The organism is Rhizobium sp. WSM1328 (genome assembly GCF_057653715.1).
On record NZ_CM172788.1, the window covers coordinates 2,455,358 to 2,472,522 of the forward strand.

Here is a 17,165-nt window from a genome sequence, read left to right on the forward strand (position 1 = left end):
ATTCGGGCGACCGGCTTCGGCAAAAGCGGCAGGCCAATCGCCTCATTCACGTCCGAAGACGTCCTTAGCGACGGCAACGGCCGAGACCGCATTCGGCCAGCCGGCGTAGAAGGCAAGGTGGGTGATCGTCTCGATCAGCTCGTCCTCGGACACACCGTTCTGGCGGGCCATGGCTAGATGGGATCTGAGCTGGTCGGGCCGGTTCATTGCGATCAGCGCGGCAACGGTCACCAGGCTGCGATCCCGCTTCGACAACTGCGGGCGCTCCCATATGTCGCCATAAAGGACGTCGTCGGTCAGTTCAGCCAGCTTCGGCGCGGTCGCACCCATCAGTTGCTGGGCGCGCGAACGCCGGGACTTGTCGTCGCCTTCGGCCGGTGCCTGAGCGCTGACGACGCCCGGCAGAACAGCCAGCATCATGCTGGCGGACAGCATCAAGTTTCCCAACAGTTGTTTCATGGTCTTCACCTCATAATTTCCGAGATCAGTCGAGCTTCTTCTCGCTAAGGAAAGCCGAGACCAGGTCGGCGATCTCTACGTTGTTCAGGTCGGAGAACGCGAAGTGGGTGTTGCCGCGGATGCCGATCTCGGGAAGGTGCACGACGGTGACATCACCGCCATGCTTGTTCACCGTATCGCGCCACAGGCGGGCCATTGCCAGGCGTACCCGCCAGCTGTCCTGCGCCGGCATCGTCGTCGGCTGGTCTGGGATGTTGTCGCCGTAATAGATGACGATCGGGATCTTCGTCAGTTTGATAAAGTCATCCATCGGTACCGGCACGCCCTTCAGCGTGTCGAAGGCGCTCGGCATATCGGCGGGAACCTCGCCTGCCGGGAACACGAAGCTGCTGCCGGGTTCGAAGGCGACGACGGCTTTGACCTTGTCGCTCTTGATGGCCGTCAGCCAGCCCGGTCCGCCGCCCTGCGAATGGGTGAAAAGAATGCCGGGACCGATTTTCTCGAACAGCTTTGCCACCGCATTCGACACAACGTCCATATCGAACGGCCCGATGTTCGGCGTCATCGCACGGAAGTACTGGTTCAGCGCTTCCGGATCGCGGGAGAATTGCACGCCGTCGAAATAGGTCGGCCAGGTGCCGACGCGAAACTGGTTGAACCAGAGCTGCTCGTCCGCTGTCGGCTTCACCACCGTCTCGGCCATGCTCCGCCCGGCGCCGCCCCGGCGCGGCTGGTCGACGAGATAGGTGGAGAAACCTCGACGCAGGAAGATGTTCTGGAAGCCCTCGCGGCCGTCGGGCGTCGTCTCCCAGGTCTTGGAGAATTGTCCGGCACCGTGCCACATCACGATCGGATACTGACGCGGGTTTGCCGGCACCTGATAGAAGGCAAAGGCATGATCGCCGTGATAGGTCTGCCCTGAGGGATCGAGAGGTTTCAGCGGATCGAAGGTTCCGGGCGCCGTCGTACTGGTTCCCCCGACGGCAAAGCTGCCCTGCTCCTGGATGACCAATGGCTCGGGCTTTGCCGCATCGGCAGCCGTCGCCAATGGCGCGGCAAGCTGCGCTGAGGCAAGCAGCAATGCGGCCAGGGTGTTGGACAATCCATATCGCATGTCGGCTTCTCGCTTCGTTTCAGATGGCGAGAAGGTAACGGCATCGGACCGAAAGGATTAGACGCCTCGGACAGCTAGGGTCTATTAGGTAGACTAATTAATCACAAGCTGTTGATAAGCCGTGATGGAATAAAATCGGCATTACTTTCCTCTATAGCGGAGCGCATCGACGAACAGGGTGAAGGCGGGAGATGCATGCCGCCTGTTCGGATAGTAGAGATGGTATCCTGGAAAGGGCTGGCACCAGTCCTCCAGAATCCGGATCAGCCGCCCGTCTTCAATGTAGGACTGAACCTGGTCCTCAGGCATGTAGGCCAGCCCCAGTCCGTCCAGCACGGCGCCGATCCGCATGGCGATGTTGTTGAACACCGTCTGGCCCTCGACACGGACGCGCAGTTCACGTCCATCCTTCTCGAATTCCCAGGGATATATCGTTCCGTGTGTCGGCAGCCGCATATTGATGCAGTTGTGAGCCGTCAGATCCTGCGGGATATCCGGGCGCGGATGGTGCTCGAAATAGGAGGGCGCTCCAACAACTGCCATGCATATTTCAGGACCGATCCGGACCGCGATCATGTCCTTTGCCAAATGCTCGCCGAGCCTGATGCCGGCGTCGTAGCGCTCGGCGACGATGTCGGTCAGGCCGTAGTCGACGATCACCTCGACATTGATATCCGGATGATCAGGAAGAAACCGCGCCAATGCTGGGGCAAGGACGGAAATCGCAGGATGCTCGCCTGCCGTGATGCGAATCGTGCCAGCCGGCCGCTCACGCATTTCGCTCAAGGCGGCGATCTCGAACTGGATCTCCTCGAATCTGGGTCCGACCCGCTCCAACAGACGTTCTCCTGCCTGTGTCGGCGACACGCTTCTGGTCGTGCGGGTCAAAAGGCGCAGCCCGAGCTTCTCTTCGAGACCGCGTACCGTCTGGCTCAACGCCGACTGCGACACGCCGAGCTTCGCGGCCGCCCGGGTAAAACTCCGTTCCCGGGCGACGGTCAGAAAGGCCACGAGTTCGTTGAAATTGTTGTCCAGGGGCATTCATTAGTCCGTCTTATAGGTCCATGCGCATTACAGCATCTAATCGAAAGCTGACACGAGGACTAAGTTCGCGTCAACCCGACGGCAAGCCCGGCTGCTCCCGCACCGCGGAACGGACTGCCCGAGCCCATGCAAAACCAGGAACGGATACGACCATGAAAAGACGCAATATCGGCGGCCTCGAAGTCTCGGCATTTGGTCTCGGCTGCATGAGCATGAGTGCCGCTTACGGCCCGCCCGCCGCCGAGGGCGACATGATCAAATTGATGCGCACCGCCCATCAGCAGGGCGTCACCTTGTTCGACACGGCCGAAGCCTATGGCCCTTTCGTCAATGAAGAGCTTGTCGGCAAAGCGCTCGCACCGATCCGCGACCAGGTGGTCATCGCCACCAAATTCGGCTTTGATATCGATCAGCAAACAGGTGAACGCCGCGGCGGCACCAACAGCCGCCCCGAACATGTCAAGGCGGTTGCCGATGCCTGCCTGCGCCGTCTGAAGACGGACCACATCGACCTGTTCTACCAGCACCGCGTCGATCCCGACGTGCCGATCGAAGACGTGGCCGGTGCCGTCAAGGACCTGATCGCAGCCGGCAAGGTCAAACATTTCGGTCTTTCCGAAGCCGGCGTCCAGACGATCCGCCGCGCCCATGCCGTTCAAAAAGTCACCGCCGTCCAGAGTGAATATTCGCTCTTCTGGCGCGGCCCCGAGGCGGAACTGCTGCCCACCCTTGAGGAACTCGGCATCGGCTTCGTGCCCTTCAGCCCACTCGGCGCAGGCTTCCTGACCGGCAAGATCGACGAGAACACCAAGTTCGATCCAAGCGATTTCCGCAACAGCGTGCCGCGTTTTTCGCTCGAGGCGCGCAAGGCCAATTTTGCACTCGTCGACCTGATCAGGCGTATCGGCGACCGCAAGGGCGCAACGCCCGCGCAAATCGCCCTCTCCTGGCTGCTGGCCCAAAAGCCATGGATCGTCCCGATCCCGGGTACAACGAAGCAGCACCGGCTGGAAGAAAATCTCGGGGCGATAGACGTCGACCTGCTGCCCGAGGACCTCGCCGAAATCGATGCCGCCCTCTCCGGCATCGAGGTTCACGGCGAGCGGCTTCCCGAGGCAGCGCTCAAGATGACCGGCCGATAGCGCCTGTCGCCGATGCCGCCCGGCCCTTCGCTTGGGCTCAGGGCGTTCGGCCCTGCGATCGATTCACTGGATCGATCGCTCCCGCTTTGCGGGACCGTGCCTCACCCACGCAGAAACTGCGACCCTTTGTCGAACCCCAGCCCCGGAAAGATCTTCCCGGTCAAATCATCGGCGCTTACATCGAACTGCCGGTAGAGCATTGCCGCGGCGAGCTCGCGCACGTCGGCGGTCGGCATCAGGTCGCGGTCGTCGAGCAGTTGGCCGTCGCCGATGCCCGGCCAACGGCCGAGGATGCGGCCGCCGTTGATGGTGCCGCCTGATAGCAGCGCGCAGCCGCCGGTGCCGTGGTCGGTGCCGGCTGAGCCGTTCTGACGCACAGTGCGGCCGAACTCGGTCATGGCAAGCACCACCGTCTTTGCCCAGATCTCAGGCCCGAGCGTGGTCTTCAACGTATTGATCGCCTGCGAAAGGTCCTGCACCGGCCGCTTGAACTGGCCGGCCTGGCCGATATGCGTGTCCCAGCCTGATATCGAGAAGCTGGCGATGCGGTAATCGCCCTTCAGCATGTTGGCCGCGAGCGCCGCCACATCGGCGATCTTTGCGCCGCGCTGGCCCTCCGGCTCGATGATCATCGAGGCGCTATTGGCCCGCGTCGCCTCGGCAAGCGCCTCGGCGAACGGCGGATCGCCGGCATAGAGCCGCGCCAGGAACTGCATCTCGTCACGCGCCGGCGCCAGATTGGAATCCGACGCCCAGACATCGACATTGTTGGGTCCGGAGAGGATCAGCTCCGTCGAAGTGTTGATGTCGATCGCCTTGCGCGCATCCGAGCGCGGAATGACGGCGAGCGCCCGGTTCAGCCAGCCGGTCTTTTCCTCGGCGACATGCTCGCCGCCGGATTCCAGCATGTCCTGCCCGTCGAAATGGCTGCGCTGGTCGCGGTAGGGCGTCGACACCGCGTGCACGAAGGCAAGCTCGCGGCTCTTCCACAGCGGCATCAGCTCTGCGGCAGCCGGATTGAGGCCGAAATGGCCATCTAGATCGAGAAGTCCGGTATCGGGCGTCAGCGCCAGTGTCGGCCTAAGCGCCGCAAAGCCGGCATCGCCATAGGGCTGCACCAGATCCAGCCCGTCCATCGCGCCGCGCAGCACGATGGTGACGAAACGCTTGTCACCCGGCATCGCCGCGAAAGTGACCGGCGTGAAGGCGGGGGCAGCGGCAAGACAGCAGGCAGAGGTCAGAAAGCCGCGGCGGGACAGCGAAATCCGGTTCATGGGCAGCGTCATTGGCGGGCCTCCTAAGCAGGTTCCGGAAAAGTGTCCGACGGTTTTCCAGCCAGAACCTGCGACAAAACAAAGGAGCTAAGCAGACGAAGCGTTGGCTTGCCAACGAAAGTCTGCTCAGCGGCGATTGAATTCGGGCGATGCCAGCACCAGCGTCAACCCGCTGATCTTGTTCGGCGCCTGCGACACCACGCGGATCGTCTCGTCTCGGGCGGCATCGGCAAGCGTCGACTTCAGGAATTCGCGCGGATCCTCATCCCGGCCGAACTGGGCTGCGGCCCGCCTTGCCCAGGCCAGCCGCTCGGCGAGCTGGCTGCCGGTGATCCAGGCGGAGAAGCCTTCCTCGAAACCGGCCGGACTCGGCGGCAGCCAGGTCGGCTGGCCCATGCGCCTGAGTGCCCCCTGCCCCAGCGCCCGCGCCGTCTGGAAGGCTTTGAGGCGCTTCTCCCTTGCCTCGCCGGCGGGATCGGTCGTCACCGGCGATCCAGCCATGCCAGGCGTATTCGCCGCCATGTCGCCCTCGTCCGTGCCCTGCTGGTTGGCCGCCAGGAAACTGCCGACAACGCCGTTGACCGGTCCCGCATTCAACGCCCTCAGGCCGGTGACGACATAGTCGAAAGGCTGGCGCGCCTTGGCGCCCTCGTCGCGCCAGGCGGCGGGATGGTCGAGCATGGCGGTGTAGACGGCGGTCAGGTCGCCATCCGTTTTCTTCCAGGCTTCGGCCATGTCGGACACCATCCCCTCATCGGGCTGGTCGGCGATGAAATGCACCGCCAGCTTGCGGCTGATATGCGCCGCCGTCTTCGGATGGAGGGCGAGATCGTCGAGCATGTCGAGATAATCGTCGCGCGAGCGCCTGCGCCCGCCATAACTGACGCCGAGCACCTCATGTGTCCCGGGCTCCGAAATATTCGGCCGGAACGCGATGTCCATCTCCTTGCGGTCGATGGTGAGCCCCGTCAGCACCATGGCTGCCGCCGTGACGTCCGCTTGACTATAGCCGCTGCCGGCGCCGAGCGTGTGCAGTTCCAGCAGTTCGCGGCCGAGATTTTCATTGAGCCCCTTGTTGCGCTTGATGCCGCCGGCCGAATCCGGCCCGAGCGAATCCGCCTGATCGAGATAGATCAGCATGGCCGGATGGGCGGTGGCATTGCGCAAGAGATCGCCGAACGTGCCTGATATGAACGGCCGGATCGCCTCGGCCTCGTAGAGCGGCACGATGAGGCGCATCGGCAGGCTCTTGTTGGCGCTGGTGGAGAAATGATTGGTCCAGAAGGTCGAAAGCCTCTCGTAGAAGCCGTACGGCGACAACACGGCCTGCATCAGCCGCAGGTTCGCATCGTGCTGGAATTGCTGCTGCGCCTGACGCTGCACCCCTTTGCGCATCTCGCGCTGCGTCGTATCGTCGGTCACCGTCTTGGCGTCTTGTCGGATCTGCTGCAACTGCTCCTGCAGGCTGAGGATCGCCTGGTGGCGCATGTTGGGGCCGCCGAGGGGAAAGTCCGGCGTCGCCGCCGCCCCCTTGCGCAGCTGGTCGATGAGCTCGTCCTTGCTGCTCGGCGGCGCCTCGCCCGGCCGGAAACCATAGCCGAACCGGATCGCCGCCATGGTCGGGAAAGACAGGCTCATGGCCGTTCACCTCATGATCACCGCTAAAGCAATTCCAGCAAAAGCGCGTCGCGGTTTTGCGTCCGGAATTGCGTCAAACAAACGTCAGAGCATTTCCGCGACCCGGAAATGCTTGAACTGACAGGCTGCCAGCCGATTGCGACGCCAATCTGTAGGAAATGTGGCGATATCTAGACATGGACAATTTGTAATCTATTGAAAAGGCTAAAGTTTATGCACGAAAGATGAAAGATGCCCCGATTGCGATCAGGGCGAAGCCGATCGCATGGTTCCAGGTCAGGTTCTCGCCGAGCCAGAAGATCGAGAAGCCGGCAAAGACGATCAGCGTGATCACCTCCTGCATCGTCTTCAGCTGTGCTGTCGTATAGACCGCCGAACCGATACGGTTGGCCGGCACCGCCAGGCAATATTCGAAAAAGGCGATGCCCCAGCTGACGATGATGGCGAGGAAGATGGCGCTGTTCTTGTGCTTGAGATGCCCGTACCAGGCAAATGTCATGAAGATGTTGGAGGCAAACAGCATGACGACGGGCCAGAGGGCGGCGGGAGAAAATGACATGGAAAAACTCGGGGCTGCGGAGGGGAAGGATTCATCCGGCAGCAGGAGATCGATGCCGGCAGCCCTTACCTAGCATGGCGGCGTTCGGCGACAAGCCCCACAACGCTCGAGGACGGTCGGCATATCGTCACGCCATCGAGGCGATGCGGATGGCCGGCAGGTCGCGCGGCGGCTCGCCTTCCAGGCCCAGAAATCGCCCCAGAACTGGACTCGCAAGAGCATGATACCTCTGTGATAAGATCATGCATTTTTGCTACTTCATGTTGAAACGAATCAACGTGTTGGATCAGGTAGCGTGGACATTGGGGGCGACATGGACACTACACCGCAGATGCCGCCTCTGCCTTCCCGCCACTTCTGGCGACGCTTCGCTGCCTATACCGTCGACATCATCATCTTTCAGGCTGCCATCCTCATAGCCGTCTACTACTTTTCAACGATTTCTCCCTTGGACTTCCTTTTGCACGGCCGGACTTCCATGGAATGCAGCGAGGCGGTGCCCGATCAACTTGCACAGCGAATTGACGCGGGATGGCCGTTGAGAGCCACGGAAATTCGCACCAGTGAGATTTGCGAGGTAAGTCAAATCGATTGGCGAAAACAGAAATATTTGCAAATAAATGTTGCAATCGAGCCTTGGGACTACGTGACACCGGCGCAGGTGCTAACCATCCCTATCGACGCAAACAACTATCCACTGACCAAAACCATACCTGCATATTCCAGCTTGATGTCAGGCATAGCCAACACCGCACTGATAGCCTTGGCTTTCGCCTGTTTTTCTGCCAATAGCCGCCGCACATTCGGAAAGGCGGTTTTCTTCCTGAGAGTCCAATCCGTCGATGGAAAAAATCCCGACTTCGGCACCGCGTTTAAACGCGAGATCCTGAAATTCAGCCCGAATCTTCTTTTCAGCGCCGCCGTTTTCGCAATCTCGCTGCTCCCGGTCTATCCCACGGAAGACTTCGACGCGTTGCTTGGAATGTTCCGCAGCGGATACACGCCTGAGGACCATGGCACCGCCAAATCGTACTTTATCTGGACTATAGCGGTCGTGGCTTGGTGGGTATGGCCGTTCATCGTCTGGAAGGGACAGACATTTTACGATCGCATCTGCGCCTGCAAGGTGGTGAGTGCCTGAAAGGCATCCGGGATCGGGCAACAGGGCACAAAGAAAGGCCGGCGACAACTGCCGCCGGCCTTCGTAACCGCAGGCAGCGCTAGATTCGCATCGCGCCATGCGGTTCCTCGGCCTCCTCCGTGCCGAAGCGGACATCCTTCTTCTCGTAGCCGAAGCCGGCAAGGGCCGCGACGATGAGCGCCACCACGGCCGCAACGATCAGGAGCGCATAGGCATAGTCGCCGTCCCAGCGGGCGGCCAGCCCCGCCTGCAGCGTAGCATTGCCAGAGGCCAGCAGGTTGCCGAGCTGGTAGGCGAAGCCAGGAAAGGTGCCGCGCACCTCGTCGGGTGACAGTTCGTTCAGATGCACCGGCACGATGCCCCAAGCGCCCTGGACGAAGAACTGCATCAGGAAAGCGCCGATGGCGAGCAGCACCGGCCCCGGCGCATAGGCCCAGAGCGGCGCGACGGGCACGGCGATCAGTGCGGCGATGACGATGGCCTTCTTCCGGCCGATCCGCTGCGACAGTGCCCCGAAAAACAGCCCGCCGCAGATCGCCCCGATATTGTAGACGATGGCGATCGCGCCGACCGTATAGCTCGAATAGTTGCGCTGGGTCTCGAGGAAGGTCGGGTAGATATCCTGCGTGCCGTGGCTGAAGAAGTTGAAGGCCGTCATCAGGAGCACCGCCCAGATGAACAGCGGAATGTTTTCGCGCAAGACCGTCAGGAACGGCCGGCGCCCCTCGGCCTTCCGCTTCAGGAAGGCTGGGCTCTCCTCGACATTGCGTCTGATGTAGAGCACCAGCAGCGCCGGCACCGCGCCAACAAAAAACATGCCACGCCAGCCGATGACCGGGAAGAGCAGGAAGAACGCGATCGAGGCGATCAGATAGCCCGAGGGATAGCCGGCCTGCAGGATGCCGGAAACGATACCGCGGCTTTCCTCCGGCACCGTCTCCATAACAAGCGAGGCGCCGACGCCCCATTCACCACCCATGGCGATGCCGTAGAGCGCTCGGAGCACGAGAAACATCGTGAGCCCCGTGGAGAAGCCGGTCAGGAATTCGAACAGCGAATAAAGCAGCACGTCGGCCATCAGCGTGATGCGCCGCCCGTAACGGTCGGCCGCCAGCCCGAAGATCAGCGCGCCGAGCGCCCGCATGGCTAGCGTCAGGAAGATCGCAACCGAGACGGCAGGAACGTCGGTGTGGAATTCCTCGGCGATATATTTGAGAACGAAGACGAGAATGAAGAAATCGAAGGCATCGAGCGTCCAGCCGAGATAGCTGGCGATGACGGTGTTGCGCTGCTGCGGCGTCAGCCGGCGCAGGCTTTCCAAAGCGGACATCTGATATTCCTCCGTCCGAAAGCGGCGGCGAGGCGGGCAATTCCGGATGCCGTCGGAAGGGGTGCCCGAAACGGGCGGGTGATGCTGTTGCGGCTGCGTTTGCAGTCGGCGACAGCGGGCAATAACGTCAGCAATGCTGCCCGTGTTCCATCACGATTGCCGTGATCGGGTGACGTCCCACGCGGCTCCTTGTCGCAGGCATACGACCGTGCTGCGCCCTGCCCTTGGGCGCGGCATCCTCCAACATCCCTCATCCTGAGACGCGGAGCCCGTAGGGCGGAGCCTCGAAGGACACGCCGCAACGCTGCTCCGTGTGTCCATTTGACGCCGGCGCGCCCGCGCCGCCCTTCGAGGCCCCTTCGGGGCGCCTCAGGATGAGGCTCTCTTGGACGTGGCGCAAACTCTCTGTCTATCAACCGTCGCCGGCATCACACACCGCTATCCACCGCCCGGCACCCTGCCCCGGCACGCCCACGCCACCGACGCGAACGACCGCGGCCCATTCGGCTCCCCAGCCTCATAAGCGGCCCTGACGGCGGCATCGACGGCCTTTCGCTTCGCCGGGTCCAGACCGGCAACATATTTGCCGAGCGGTCCCTCGCCGGAGGCGATCGGATCCCAGTAATCCTCGAAGGAAAGATATTCCATCCGGATCAACAGCGAGGTCTCCTCGACATCGGCTAGGCCCTGCGCGATGAAGCTCTCCTTCATTTCCCCCCGCCGCATCATCGGCTGGAAACAATATCTGCGGCGCATCGCCAGCGCGTTCTCGTCGAGCATCGCCACCGTATCCCACATCATCCGCATGCCGGACATGCCGCCATAATGGTCCCAGACGGCGGCGGAAACCACGCCGCCCGGGCGCACCACACGGCGCATCTCGGATACCGCCTTTCCCGCCTCCGGCACGAAATGCAGTACAAGCAGCGACATCGCCCTGTCGAAGCGGCCGTCCTCGAACGGCAGCGCGCAGGCATCGGCCTGCTGGATGGATATGCGCGGGTCGGTATTGCGCCGCCTGGCCGCTTCGACGAAGACGGGCGAATAGTCGATAGCGACGATCTCCTCCAGGCCGGGCGTTTCCGCCAAAGTGAACGCCAGGCTGCCGGTGCCGCAGCCGACATCGAGCACGCGATCGCCATCCGCGAGACCGGCGAAATCGACCAGCATCGGCGCCAGCCTCCTGCTCCAGCGCCCCATCAGCCGCTCATAACCATCCGCACTTTCGACATTGAAACTCGACGGCATTGAAGTCTCCCCCTTCAAGGACGATGGTCCGCCGCCGGACAATAGGATTCCCCAGCAACCCTAGCAAGCGGAACAGCCGTTCTCACCCGATCTTCGCGTCCGACCAGTAGCGCTTCGGTGCGCGCCCGAAGACACGCTTGAACGCGTTTCCGAAGGCGCTTTCGGAGGAATATCCGAGTGCCGCGGCAAGGCCGGCGACCGAGACATCCTCTCGGCGCAGGGCTTCGCGGGCGCGATGCATGCGCCAGCGCGTGACATAGTCGAGCGGCGCAACGCCGACCAGTTCCTTGAAGCGTTGCGCAAAGGCGGAGCGCGACATGCCGATCCGGGTCGCCAGCGCCTCGACCGTCCAGCGATGGCCGGGGCTGTTGTGGATCAGGCTGATCGCCGCGCCGATCTGCGGATTTGTCAGCGCGCCGATCCATCCCGTTTCGGCAGCACCCTTCCGGCCGACATAGGCCCGCAGCGCCTGCACGAGCAGGATGTCGCCCATGCGCCGCGTCATCAGCGTCGAGCCCATCTGCCCGGCCTCGAGTTCGTCGTCGAGGGTTGCGAGCGTAGTGCTGAGCAGCGCGGCGGCGCGGTCGCTGGCCGGGATATGAATGAACGGCGGCAGCGCGTCGAGCAGCAGCCGGGCGTTGCCGCCTCCGATGACGAAGGTGCCGCCGATCAGCGCGGTCTCGTCACTGCCGTGCCGGGCGATGTCGGAATGCTCCCAGTCGAAGAAGGCGATCCCGTCCTCCGGCTCCCGATCGAGATCGTTGGCGATCACATAGGCGGGCGCATTGGCAAGCAGGAAGGTGTCGCCCGCGACAAGCGAAAATGGCGGCTCACCCGGCAGAACGATCGAACACGCGCCGCGGAGGACAGCAACGAATTTGAGCGCGGGCTTGGCTGGAAAACGAAACGCCCATTGCCCGCCGACCTCGAAACGTGTGCAGCGCGCACTCTCTATGTCGAGCAGCGAAAAGACATCGGACAAGGGATCGATCATGGGTTCTGGACGATCTAGACGAAATCATGGAGCAACTAGCATAGATTCTCCAGGCAGCACCTGCAATCCTCAAAGGCACAAAGGAGAACGAAGATGTCTGATATCAAGGACAAGGTTATTGCAATCACGGGCGCCAGCAGCGGCATCGGCGAAGCCACGGCGCTGCTGCTGGCCGAGCGCGGCGCAAAGCTCGTGCTTGGAGCCCGCCGCGCCGACCGACTGCAGGCCCTGGCACGACGCATCGCCGAAAAAGGCGGCGAGGCCATCTGCCTCGCCATGGACGTGAAAAAGCGCGAGGACCTCACAGCTCTCGTGGCGCTTGCCTGCAACAGCTATGGCAGGATCGACGTAATGATCAACAATGCCGGCATCGGGCCCATCTCCCTTCTTGATGAACTGCGGGTCGAGGATTGGGAGGAGATGATCGACGTCAACATCAAGGGCCCGCTCTATGGCATCGCCGCAGCCTTGCCGGTGTTCCGCCGGCAGGGTTCCGGCCACTTCGTCAACACGCTCTCGACCGCCGGCCTCATCATCAAGCCGACCATGGCCGTCTATGCCGGCACGAAAAACGCCATGCGCACCATCGCCGAGGGCCTGCGGCTGGAGGCCGGCCCGCATCTGCGCGTCACCAACATCTCGCCGGGGTTTATAAGAACCGATTTCGCCGGCTCCATGACCAGCCCAGAGATCAAGGCCGAGATGGCAAAGCGCATGGACGAGATGGCGATTTCACCCGATGCCATCGCCCGCGCCATCGCCTTCGCCATCGAGCAACCCGCCGATGTCGATATCAGCGACATCGTTGTTAGGCCCACCGCTCAGGCGTGAGGTATCGTTGGCAGCGGCGGCTCCTGTCTATCTTGAACAGCAGGACAATCGCCATGCGGCGTGGAAGCGATCGATCTGCCGGTCCAGCGCTCTTCAATTCTGCGATGTAGAGTTCGGACATGCCCCCTGCTCTCCGTCATGCCCGGGCTTGACCCGAGCATCCACGCGGCACCCGTAAGCGGCCGTGGCATGGATCCTCGGCTCAAATGTAGAGCCCGAGGATGACGGAGAGTGTGGCGAAGGCCATCAAGGCATCACCTGTCGGTGACACCGGTCAGATCACCGGTGTCACAGCGAATTCACCAAGCCGCCACACTCCAATCGAACCCCTTCGCCCAGTCGGCGTAGCTGTGCCAGCCGACCTCAGGAAAATCGCGGCGCAGGGCGGCAAGATCGACGTCGTAACCGGTACGGTCGAACCATTCGAACATCAGCGCCGTATCCTCGCTCTGCTGCCGTATCGCCGCGATCGGCAATTCCCGGTAAGTGATTGGGCGGCCGAACACCTCGGACAAGATCTTCGCCTGCTGCTCGCCCGACAATTCGTCGCCCGCGATGTCGAAACGTTTGCCGAACACTTGCTCGCGCCTCTCGGCCAACGTCGCGACGAAAGCGCCGATGTCATCGATGGTGACCTGTTGCAGCACACGGGCGGGCGGCAGCGCTGCGGCATAGACGCCCTGGCGCAGCCCGTCGATCGCCCAGGGCGCCACGGTGTTCTCCATGAAGGCGACGGGTGCGCTGATCGTGTAAGGGATGCCGAGGCCTGCAATGTGCTTCTCGACGAGATACTTGCTGTCGAAATGCGGAATGCCGGTCGTCTTGTGGGCATCGGCGACGGAGGAATAGATCAGGTGGCCGATGCCGGCGGCCTTTGCCGCATCGGCGGCGGCAATGCCCTGACGGGTTTCCGCCTCCGTTCCGGCTTCGTAGCTGTTGCCCATCAGGAACACCGCGTCGACGCCCTCTGCTGCTGCCGCCACGGATGCCGCGTCGTCAAGATCGCCGGCGACGACCTGGACTCCTGCCGCGGTCAGCCGCTTCGCGCCGTCGCTCTCGGGCCGGCGGGTGATCGCCTTGACGCGGTGTCCCCGCGTCATCAACGCGCGTACAACCGCGCCGCCTTGCTGGCCGGTGGCGCCTGTGACCAGTACGCTTCGTGTGTTGCTCATCTGCCTGCTCCTTGTTGTGACTGATGCAGCAAAGTTAGGGCCTGTCGCATTGAACCATAATGGCATATAATTGGAAAACATCGTGCCAATCAAGGATACAATGCTCGATCTCAACGATATCATGATCTTCGCCCGCGTCGTCGAAGCGGGCAGCTTCACCGCCGCCGCGCGCTTGCTCGGCATGCCGAAGACGACGGTCAGCCGCCGCATCGCCGCGCTGGAACGCGAACTCGGCGTGCGGCTGCTGCAGCGCACGACCCGCAGCCTCAACCTGACGGCTTCGGGGCGTCTCTACTACGAAGAAAGCAGCCAGGCGCTGCGCACGATCGAGGGAGCCAACCAGCGGCTTGCGGAAGCGCGTGCGGAGCCTGCCGGCACGATCCGCATATCGGCACCAGTCGGCTTCGGCGGCCACTTCCTCCAGGATGCGATCTTCGAATTTCTTTCGACCTGCCCGAAGGCGAGGGTCGAACTGCGCCTGACCGACGACAGGCTGAACCTCGTCGAAAGCGGTATAGACCTCGCCTTCCGCACCGGCATCCTCGAAGATTCTACCTTGGTCGCCCGCAAACTCGGCTCGTTGCACCGCCTTCTCTGCGCAAGCCCGGATTATCTCGCCCGCCGCGGCCCGCCCGCTGCACCTGAAGATCTGGTCCGCCACGACTGCGTCATCGCCGGCCAGGCTGCCCATGCGCAATGGTTGTTGGAAGGTCCGCACGGTCAGGAAACGGTCGCGGTTTCGGGCCGCTTCGCCGCCAACGAGATGCAGGCGGTGATGGCCGCCGCGATCGCCGGCCATGGCATCGCCCAATTGCCGCACCGATTCGCCGAAGCCTGCATCAAGGACGGGCGGCTGCGCCGTGTTCTCGACGGCTATACGACCCCGGCCGGCGGCTTGCATGTCGTCTATCCCAGCAGCCGACACCTGCCGCCTTTGGTCAAGGCATTCATTGAACTGGCCGTCAGACGGCTGAACGCCACAGGAACCGGCGGGGGCGATGATTTCGCAATCGTCTCGCGCTAGAACAGGAAGATTTTAGGCCGGGTCGGCCCAAAAATTTGAATCCTGTTCTACATTATATAGTCAGAACATGATGTCGTCCGAAAACCGCTCACAATTTTCGGCATCATGCTCGAGGAAATCCGCCCTCGCTCGCGCCGTCACACCTCTTTCAGCACCACCTTGCTGTCGAGGCTCCCGATCAAGGTCGCGCTCGCCTGGTTGAGGCCGACGACCTCCACCGCAATGCCATGCGCCCCGAACCGTTGGACGACCTTGTCGAGTGCGGCAACGGCGGTGATGTCCCAGAAATGCGCTTCGGACACGTCGATCAGCACGGACCTACCGATCGCGTCCTGAACGTCGAAGGCTTCGACGAAGACGTCGGCGGAGGCAAAGAACACCTGGCCAGACACGCGGTAGGTCAGTCGCCCGGTCGTTGTGTCGGGCGCGACGTCCACCCGCAGCAGGCTGGCAACCTTGAAGGTGAAGAACACGCCGCTGAGCAGCACGCCGACCGTCACCCCGAGCGCCAGGTTGGCGGTGAAGACGGTGACGATGACGGTCGCCACCATCACGGCGCTCGACATCCGAGGATGAACCACAACGGATCTAAGCGACGACCAGTCGAACGTGTCGATCGATACCATGACCATGATCGCCACCAGCACGGCGACGGGAACCTCGGACACCCACGGCTTCAGGAGCACCATCAGGATCAGCAGGAACGCGCCGGCAAACAGCGTCGAGAGCCGGCCGCGCCCGCCATATTTCACGTTGCTGACTGTCTGGCCGATCATGCCGCAGCCGGCAATGCCGCCGAACAGGCTCGCGGCCGCGTTGGCGAGACCGAGACCGGTGCATTCGCGGTTCTTCGAACTCGGCGTATCCGTGAGATCGTCGACGACACTCGCCGTCATCATCGATTCCAGCAGCCCGACCATGGCGATGGCAAATGCGGGTCCGGCGATGATCCGAAGCGTTTCCAGCGTCAGCGGCACCGCCGGCCAGCCGAAAACAGGCAGCGAATCCGGCAGCTTGCCGAGGTCGGCAACGGTGAGGACGGGAAGCCCGAGCGCCAGCGAAGCGACGGTCAGGATCAGGATGCAGATCAGCGGCGACGGGATCGCCGTGGTGATCCGCGGCGTCAGGTAAATGATGACGAGCCCGGCAACCAGCACGGCATATTCCATCCAGCCGGCGCCGACAATATGCGGCATCTGCGCGGCAAAGATCAGAATGGCCAGCGCATTGACGAAGCCGGTGCGGACCGATTTCGACACGAAGCGCATCAGCACGCCTAGCCGCAGCAGGCCGAAGACGATCTGGATTAACCCCGCCAGCAGCCCGGCCGCAAAAAGATAGGGCAAGCCGTGAGCATGCACCAGCGGTGCCGCGACCAGTGCCACCGACCCGGCCGCCGCCGAAATCATCGCCGGGCGTCCACCGGTAAAGGCAATGACGATGCTGATCACGAAAGAGGCGAACAGACCAACCTCGGGATCGACCCCCGCCACGAAGGAAAAGGCGATCACCTCGGGGATGAGGGCGAAGGTCGCCACCGCTCCGGCAAGCATTTCGCGCATGGGATTGGCGGACCAATCACGACGGATGGAGGAAAGCAACATAGGAAGGATTCTCGCAAAGCATAGCCGGCCCCACTCTTTCGAGCGGTCGCGTGATGGCATGCAGGTTTTGCGTTGTCTGGCGGATCGGCGGCCAGAAGAGCCACCCGGGATCTCACCGGGTCCGTGGTGAATGCCTGCGGTATAGACGAGATCTTTACTGCAGCGCAACATTCAATTGCCAAGGACGAAAGCGAAAACGCGAGCCGTCATCCTCTCACCGGACGGCACTCTGCTCACCCCTTCGCTTGGACGCCGAGGAACCGGAAGTCCTCACTGCCAGAGGAAGTCCGGCCCGGTGCTCTGTGAGGTCAGCTTCAGCGTCCCGTCCGGCTGGACGACATAGGTCTCGAACACACGGTAACCGAAATCGCCAAGAAAGGTATTCTTGACCACCGTTCCCGGACGGTAAGGCGAACGGAGAACCTTTCCGCCATAGGTGAGGCTGCCGGGAAGAGGTTGCGGATCCCCGGCGCTGGCGCAGGCCGAGAGAGCGAAGAGAACGGCAATGAGCGCGTATTTCATTCGGACTTCTCCTCGGGCAGGCGCAGCGGCCTGAGCGACGTCGATTTCCTCTTATAACACGCAGCCTTG

16 protein-coding genes and 1 other annotated feature are annotated in these 17,165 nt (G+C 62.5%); of the genes, 4 read left to right on the plus strand and 12 right to left on the minus strand.

Annotated elements, in window-relative coordinates; translation table 11 throughout:
- Positions 1-42 precede the first annotated feature (42 nt).
- The 3 genes from AC2444_RS12495 to AC2444_RS12505 form a co-directional block, all read right to left on the minus strand.
- A complete protein-coding gene (locus AC2444_RS12495; RefSeq protein ID WP_012757927.1) occupies positions 43-459 on the minus strand; it encodes a carboxymuconolactone decarboxylase family protein in 417 nt (138 codons plus the stop codon).
- 25 nt (positions 460-484) lie between these two features.
- Positions 485-1,573, minus strand: coding sequence for an alpha/beta hydrolase (locus AC2444_RS12500; protein WP_012757928.1), 1,089 nt, complete (start codon positions 1,571-1,573; stop codon positions 485-487).
- 141 nt (positions 1,574-1,714) lie between these two features.
- Positions 1,715-2,614, minus strand: coding sequence for a LysR family transcriptional regulator (locus AC2444_RS12505; RefSeq protein WP_012757929.1), 900 nt, complete (start codon positions 2,612-2,614; stop codon positions 1,715-1,717).
- A 155-nt stretch (positions 2,615-2,769) separates the two neighbouring features.
- On the opposite strand from AC2444_RS12505, the gene AC2444_RS12510 reads away from it, so the two are divergent.
- Entirely contained in the window at positions 2,770-3,759 is a 990-nt protein-coding gene (locus tag AC2444_RS12510) for an aldo/keto reductase (RefSeq protein WP_012757930.1), read from the plus strand.
- Between the two features lie 101 nt (positions 3,760-3,860).
- Here AC2444_RS12510 and AC2444_RS12515 read toward each other — a convergent pair whose 3' ends face one another.
- The 3 genes from AC2444_RS12515 to AC2444_RS12525 all read right to left on the minus strand — a co-directional run bounded on the left by AC2444_RS12515 (position 3,861) and on the right by AC2444_RS12525 (position 7,230).
- On the minus strand, positions 3,861-5,045 hold the full coding sequence (locus AC2444_RS12515; protein WP_012757931.1) for a DUF1501 domain-containing protein: 1,185 nt from the start codon (positions 5,043-5,045) through the stop codon (positions 3,861-3,863).
- Positions 5,046-5,159: 114 nt separating this feature from the next.
- Positions 5,160-6,671 (minus strand): DUF1800 domain-containing protein, encoded by a 1,512-nt coding sequence (locus AC2444_RS12520; RefSeq protein ID WP_012757932.1) that lies wholly within the window; start codon positions 6,669-6,671, stop codon positions 5,160-5,162.
- Positions 6,672-6,882: 211 nt separating this feature from the next.
- Positions 6,883-7,230: a DMT family protein gene (locus tag AC2444_RS12525; protein ID WP_012757933.1), complete on the minus strand. Its 348-nt coding sequence runs from the start codon at positions 7,228-7,230 to the stop codon at positions 6,883-6,885.
- Positions 7,231-7,543: 313 nt separating this feature from the next.
- Between AC2444_RS12525 and AC2444_RS12530 the strand changes: the two genes are divergently transcribed.
- Complete coding sequence (locus AC2444_RS12530; protein ID WP_012757934.1) at positions 7,544-8,371, plus strand: RDD family protein; 828 nt, start codon at positions 7,544-7,546, stop codon at positions 8,369-8,371.
- A gap of 79 nt (positions 8,372-8,450) precedes the next feature.
- Here the strand turns inward: AC2444_RS12530 and AC2444_RS12535 are convergent, their stop codons facing one another.
- The 3 genes from AC2444_RS12535 to AC2444_RS12545 form a co-directional block, all read right to left on the minus strand.
- The gene (locus AC2444_RS12535) at positions 8,451-9,701 is read right to left on the minus strand and encodes an MFS transporter (RefSeq protein WP_012757935.1); all 1,251 of its coding nucleotides are present in this window, start codon (positions 9,699-9,701) and stop codon (positions 8,451-8,453) included.
- 438 nt (positions 9,702-10,139) lie between these two features.
- Positions 10,140-10,949 carry a class I SAM-dependent methyltransferase gene (locus AC2444_RS12540; RefSeq protein ID WP_012757936.1) on the minus strand — a complete coding sequence of 270 codons (810 nt, stop codon included), beginning with the start codon at positions 10,947-10,949 and terminating at the stop codon, positions 10,140-10,142.
- 82 nt (positions 10,950-11,031) lie between these two features.
- A complete protein-coding gene (locus tag AC2444_RS12545; RefSeq protein ID WP_012757937.1) occupies positions 11,032-11,943 on the minus strand; it encodes an AraC family transcriptional regulator in 912 nt (303 codons plus the stop codon).
- Positions 11,944-12,036: 93 nt separating this feature from the next.
- On the opposite strand from AC2444_RS12545, the gene AC2444_RS12550 reads away from it, so the two are divergent.
- Positions 12,037-12,774, plus strand: a complete 738-nt coding sequence (locus tag AC2444_RS12550; RefSeq protein WP_012757938.1) for an SDR family oxidoreductase — start codon at positions 12,037-12,039, stop codon at positions 12,772-12,774.
- A 299-nt stretch (positions 12,775-13,073) separates the two neighbouring features.
- Here the strand turns inward: AC2444_RS12550 and AC2444_RS12555 are convergent, their stop codons facing one another.
- The gene (locus tag AC2444_RS12555; RefSeq protein WP_012757939.1) at positions 13,074-13,946 is read right to left on the minus strand and encodes an NmrA/HSCARG family protein; all 873 of its coding nucleotides are present in this window, start codon (positions 13,944-13,946) and stop codon (positions 13,074-13,076) included.
- A gap of 100 nt (positions 13,947-14,046) precedes the next feature.
- On the opposite strand from AC2444_RS12555, the gene AC2444_RS12560 reads away from it, so the two are divergent.
- Positions 14,047-14,970: a LysR family transcriptional regulator gene (locus AC2444_RS12560; RefSeq protein ID WP_012757940.1), complete on the plus strand. Its 924-nt coding sequence runs from the start codon at positions 14,047-14,049 to the stop codon at positions 14,968-14,970.
- A 137-nt stretch (positions 14,971-15,107) separates the two neighbouring features.
- On the opposite strand, the gene AC2444_RS12565 is transcribed toward AC2444_RS12560, so the two are convergent.
- Positions 15,108-16,574 (minus strand): SulP family inorganic anion transporter, encoded by a 1,467-nt coding sequence (locus AC2444_RS12565; protein ID WP_012757941.1) that lies wholly within the window; start codon positions 16,572-16,574, stop codon positions 15,108-15,110.
- Positions 16,575-16,644: 70 nt separating this feature from the next.
- Positions 16,645-16,700 (minus strand) — a sequence feature (sul1 is cis-regulatory element that is thought to sense ions involved in sulfur or methionine metabolism; They are found in Alphaproteobacteria).
- Positions 16,701-16,844: 144 nt separating this feature from the next.
- A complete protein-coding gene (locus AC2444_RS12570; protein WP_012757942.1) occupies positions 16,845-17,096 on the minus strand; it encodes a hypothetical protein in 252 nt (83 codons plus the stop codon).
- Positions 17,097-17,165: the final 69 nt, after the last annotated feature.

Excerpts from the sequence above, each read along its gene's own strand:
- AC2444_RS12495 (WP_012757927.1), bottom strand. The coding sequence starts at position 459 with ATGAAACAACTGTTGGGAAACTTGATGCTGTCCGCCAGCATGATGCTG.
- AC2444_RS12500 (WP_012757928.1), bottom strand. The coding sequence starts at position 1,573 with ATGCGATATGGATTGTCCAACACCCTGGCCGCATTGCTGCTTGCCTCA.
- AC2444_RS12505 (WP_012757929.1), bottom strand. The coding sequence starts at position 2,614 with ATGCCCCTGGACAACAATTTCAACGAACTCGTGGCCTTTCTGACCGTC.
- AC2444_RS12510 (WP_012757930.1), top strand. The coding sequence starts at position 2,770 with ATGAAAAGACGCAATATCGGCGGCCTCGAAGTCTCGGCATTTGGTCTC.
- AC2444_RS12515 (WP_012757931.1), bottom strand. The coding sequence starts at position 5,045 with ATGACGCTGCCCATGAACCGGATTTCGCTGTCCCGCCGCGGCTTTCTG.
- AC2444_RS12520 (WP_012757932.1), bottom strand. The coding sequence starts at position 6,671 with ATGAGCCTGTCTTTCCCGACCATGGCGGCGATCCGGTTCGGCTATGGT.
- AC2444_RS12525 (WP_012757933.1), bottom strand. The coding sequence starts at position 7,230 with ATGTCATTTTCTCCCGCCGCCCTCTGGCCCGTCGTCATGCTGTTTGCC.
- AC2444_RS12530 (WP_012757934.1), top strand. The coding sequence starts at position 7,544 with ATGGACACTACACCGCAGATGCCGCCTCTGCCTTCCCGCCACTTCTGG.
- AC2444_RS12535 (WP_012757935.1), bottom strand. The coding sequence starts at position 9,701 with ATGTCCGCTTTGGAAAGCCTGCGCCGGCTGACGCCGCAGCAGCGCAAC.
- AC2444_RS12540 (WP_012757936.1), bottom strand. The coding sequence starts at position 10,949 with ATGCCGTCGAGTTTCAATGTCGAAAGTGCGGATGGTTATGAGCGGCTG.
- AC2444_RS12545 (WP_012757937.1), bottom strand. The coding sequence starts at position 11,943 with ATGATCGATCCCTTGTCCGATGTCTTTTCGCTGCTCGACATAGAGAGT.
- AC2444_RS12550 (WP_012757938.1), top strand. The coding sequence starts at position 12,037 with ATGTCTGATATCAAGGACAAGGTTATTGCAATCACGGGCGCCAGCAGC.
- AC2444_RS12555 (WP_012757939.1), bottom strand. The coding sequence starts at position 13,946 with ATGAGCAACACACGAAGCGTACTGGTCACAGGCGCCACCGGCCAGCAA.
- AC2444_RS12560 (WP_012757940.1), top strand. The coding sequence starts at position 14,047 with ATGCTCGATCTCAACGATATCATGATCTTCGCCCGCGTCGTCGAAGCG.
- AC2444_RS12565 (WP_012757941.1), bottom strand. The coding sequence starts at position 16,574 with ATGTTGCTTTCCTCCATCCGTCGTGATTGGTCCGCCAATCCCATGCGC.
- AC2444_RS12570 (WP_012757942.1), bottom strand. The coding sequence starts at position 17,096 with ATGAAATACGCGCTCATTGCCGTTCTCTTCGCTCTCTCGGCCTGCGCC.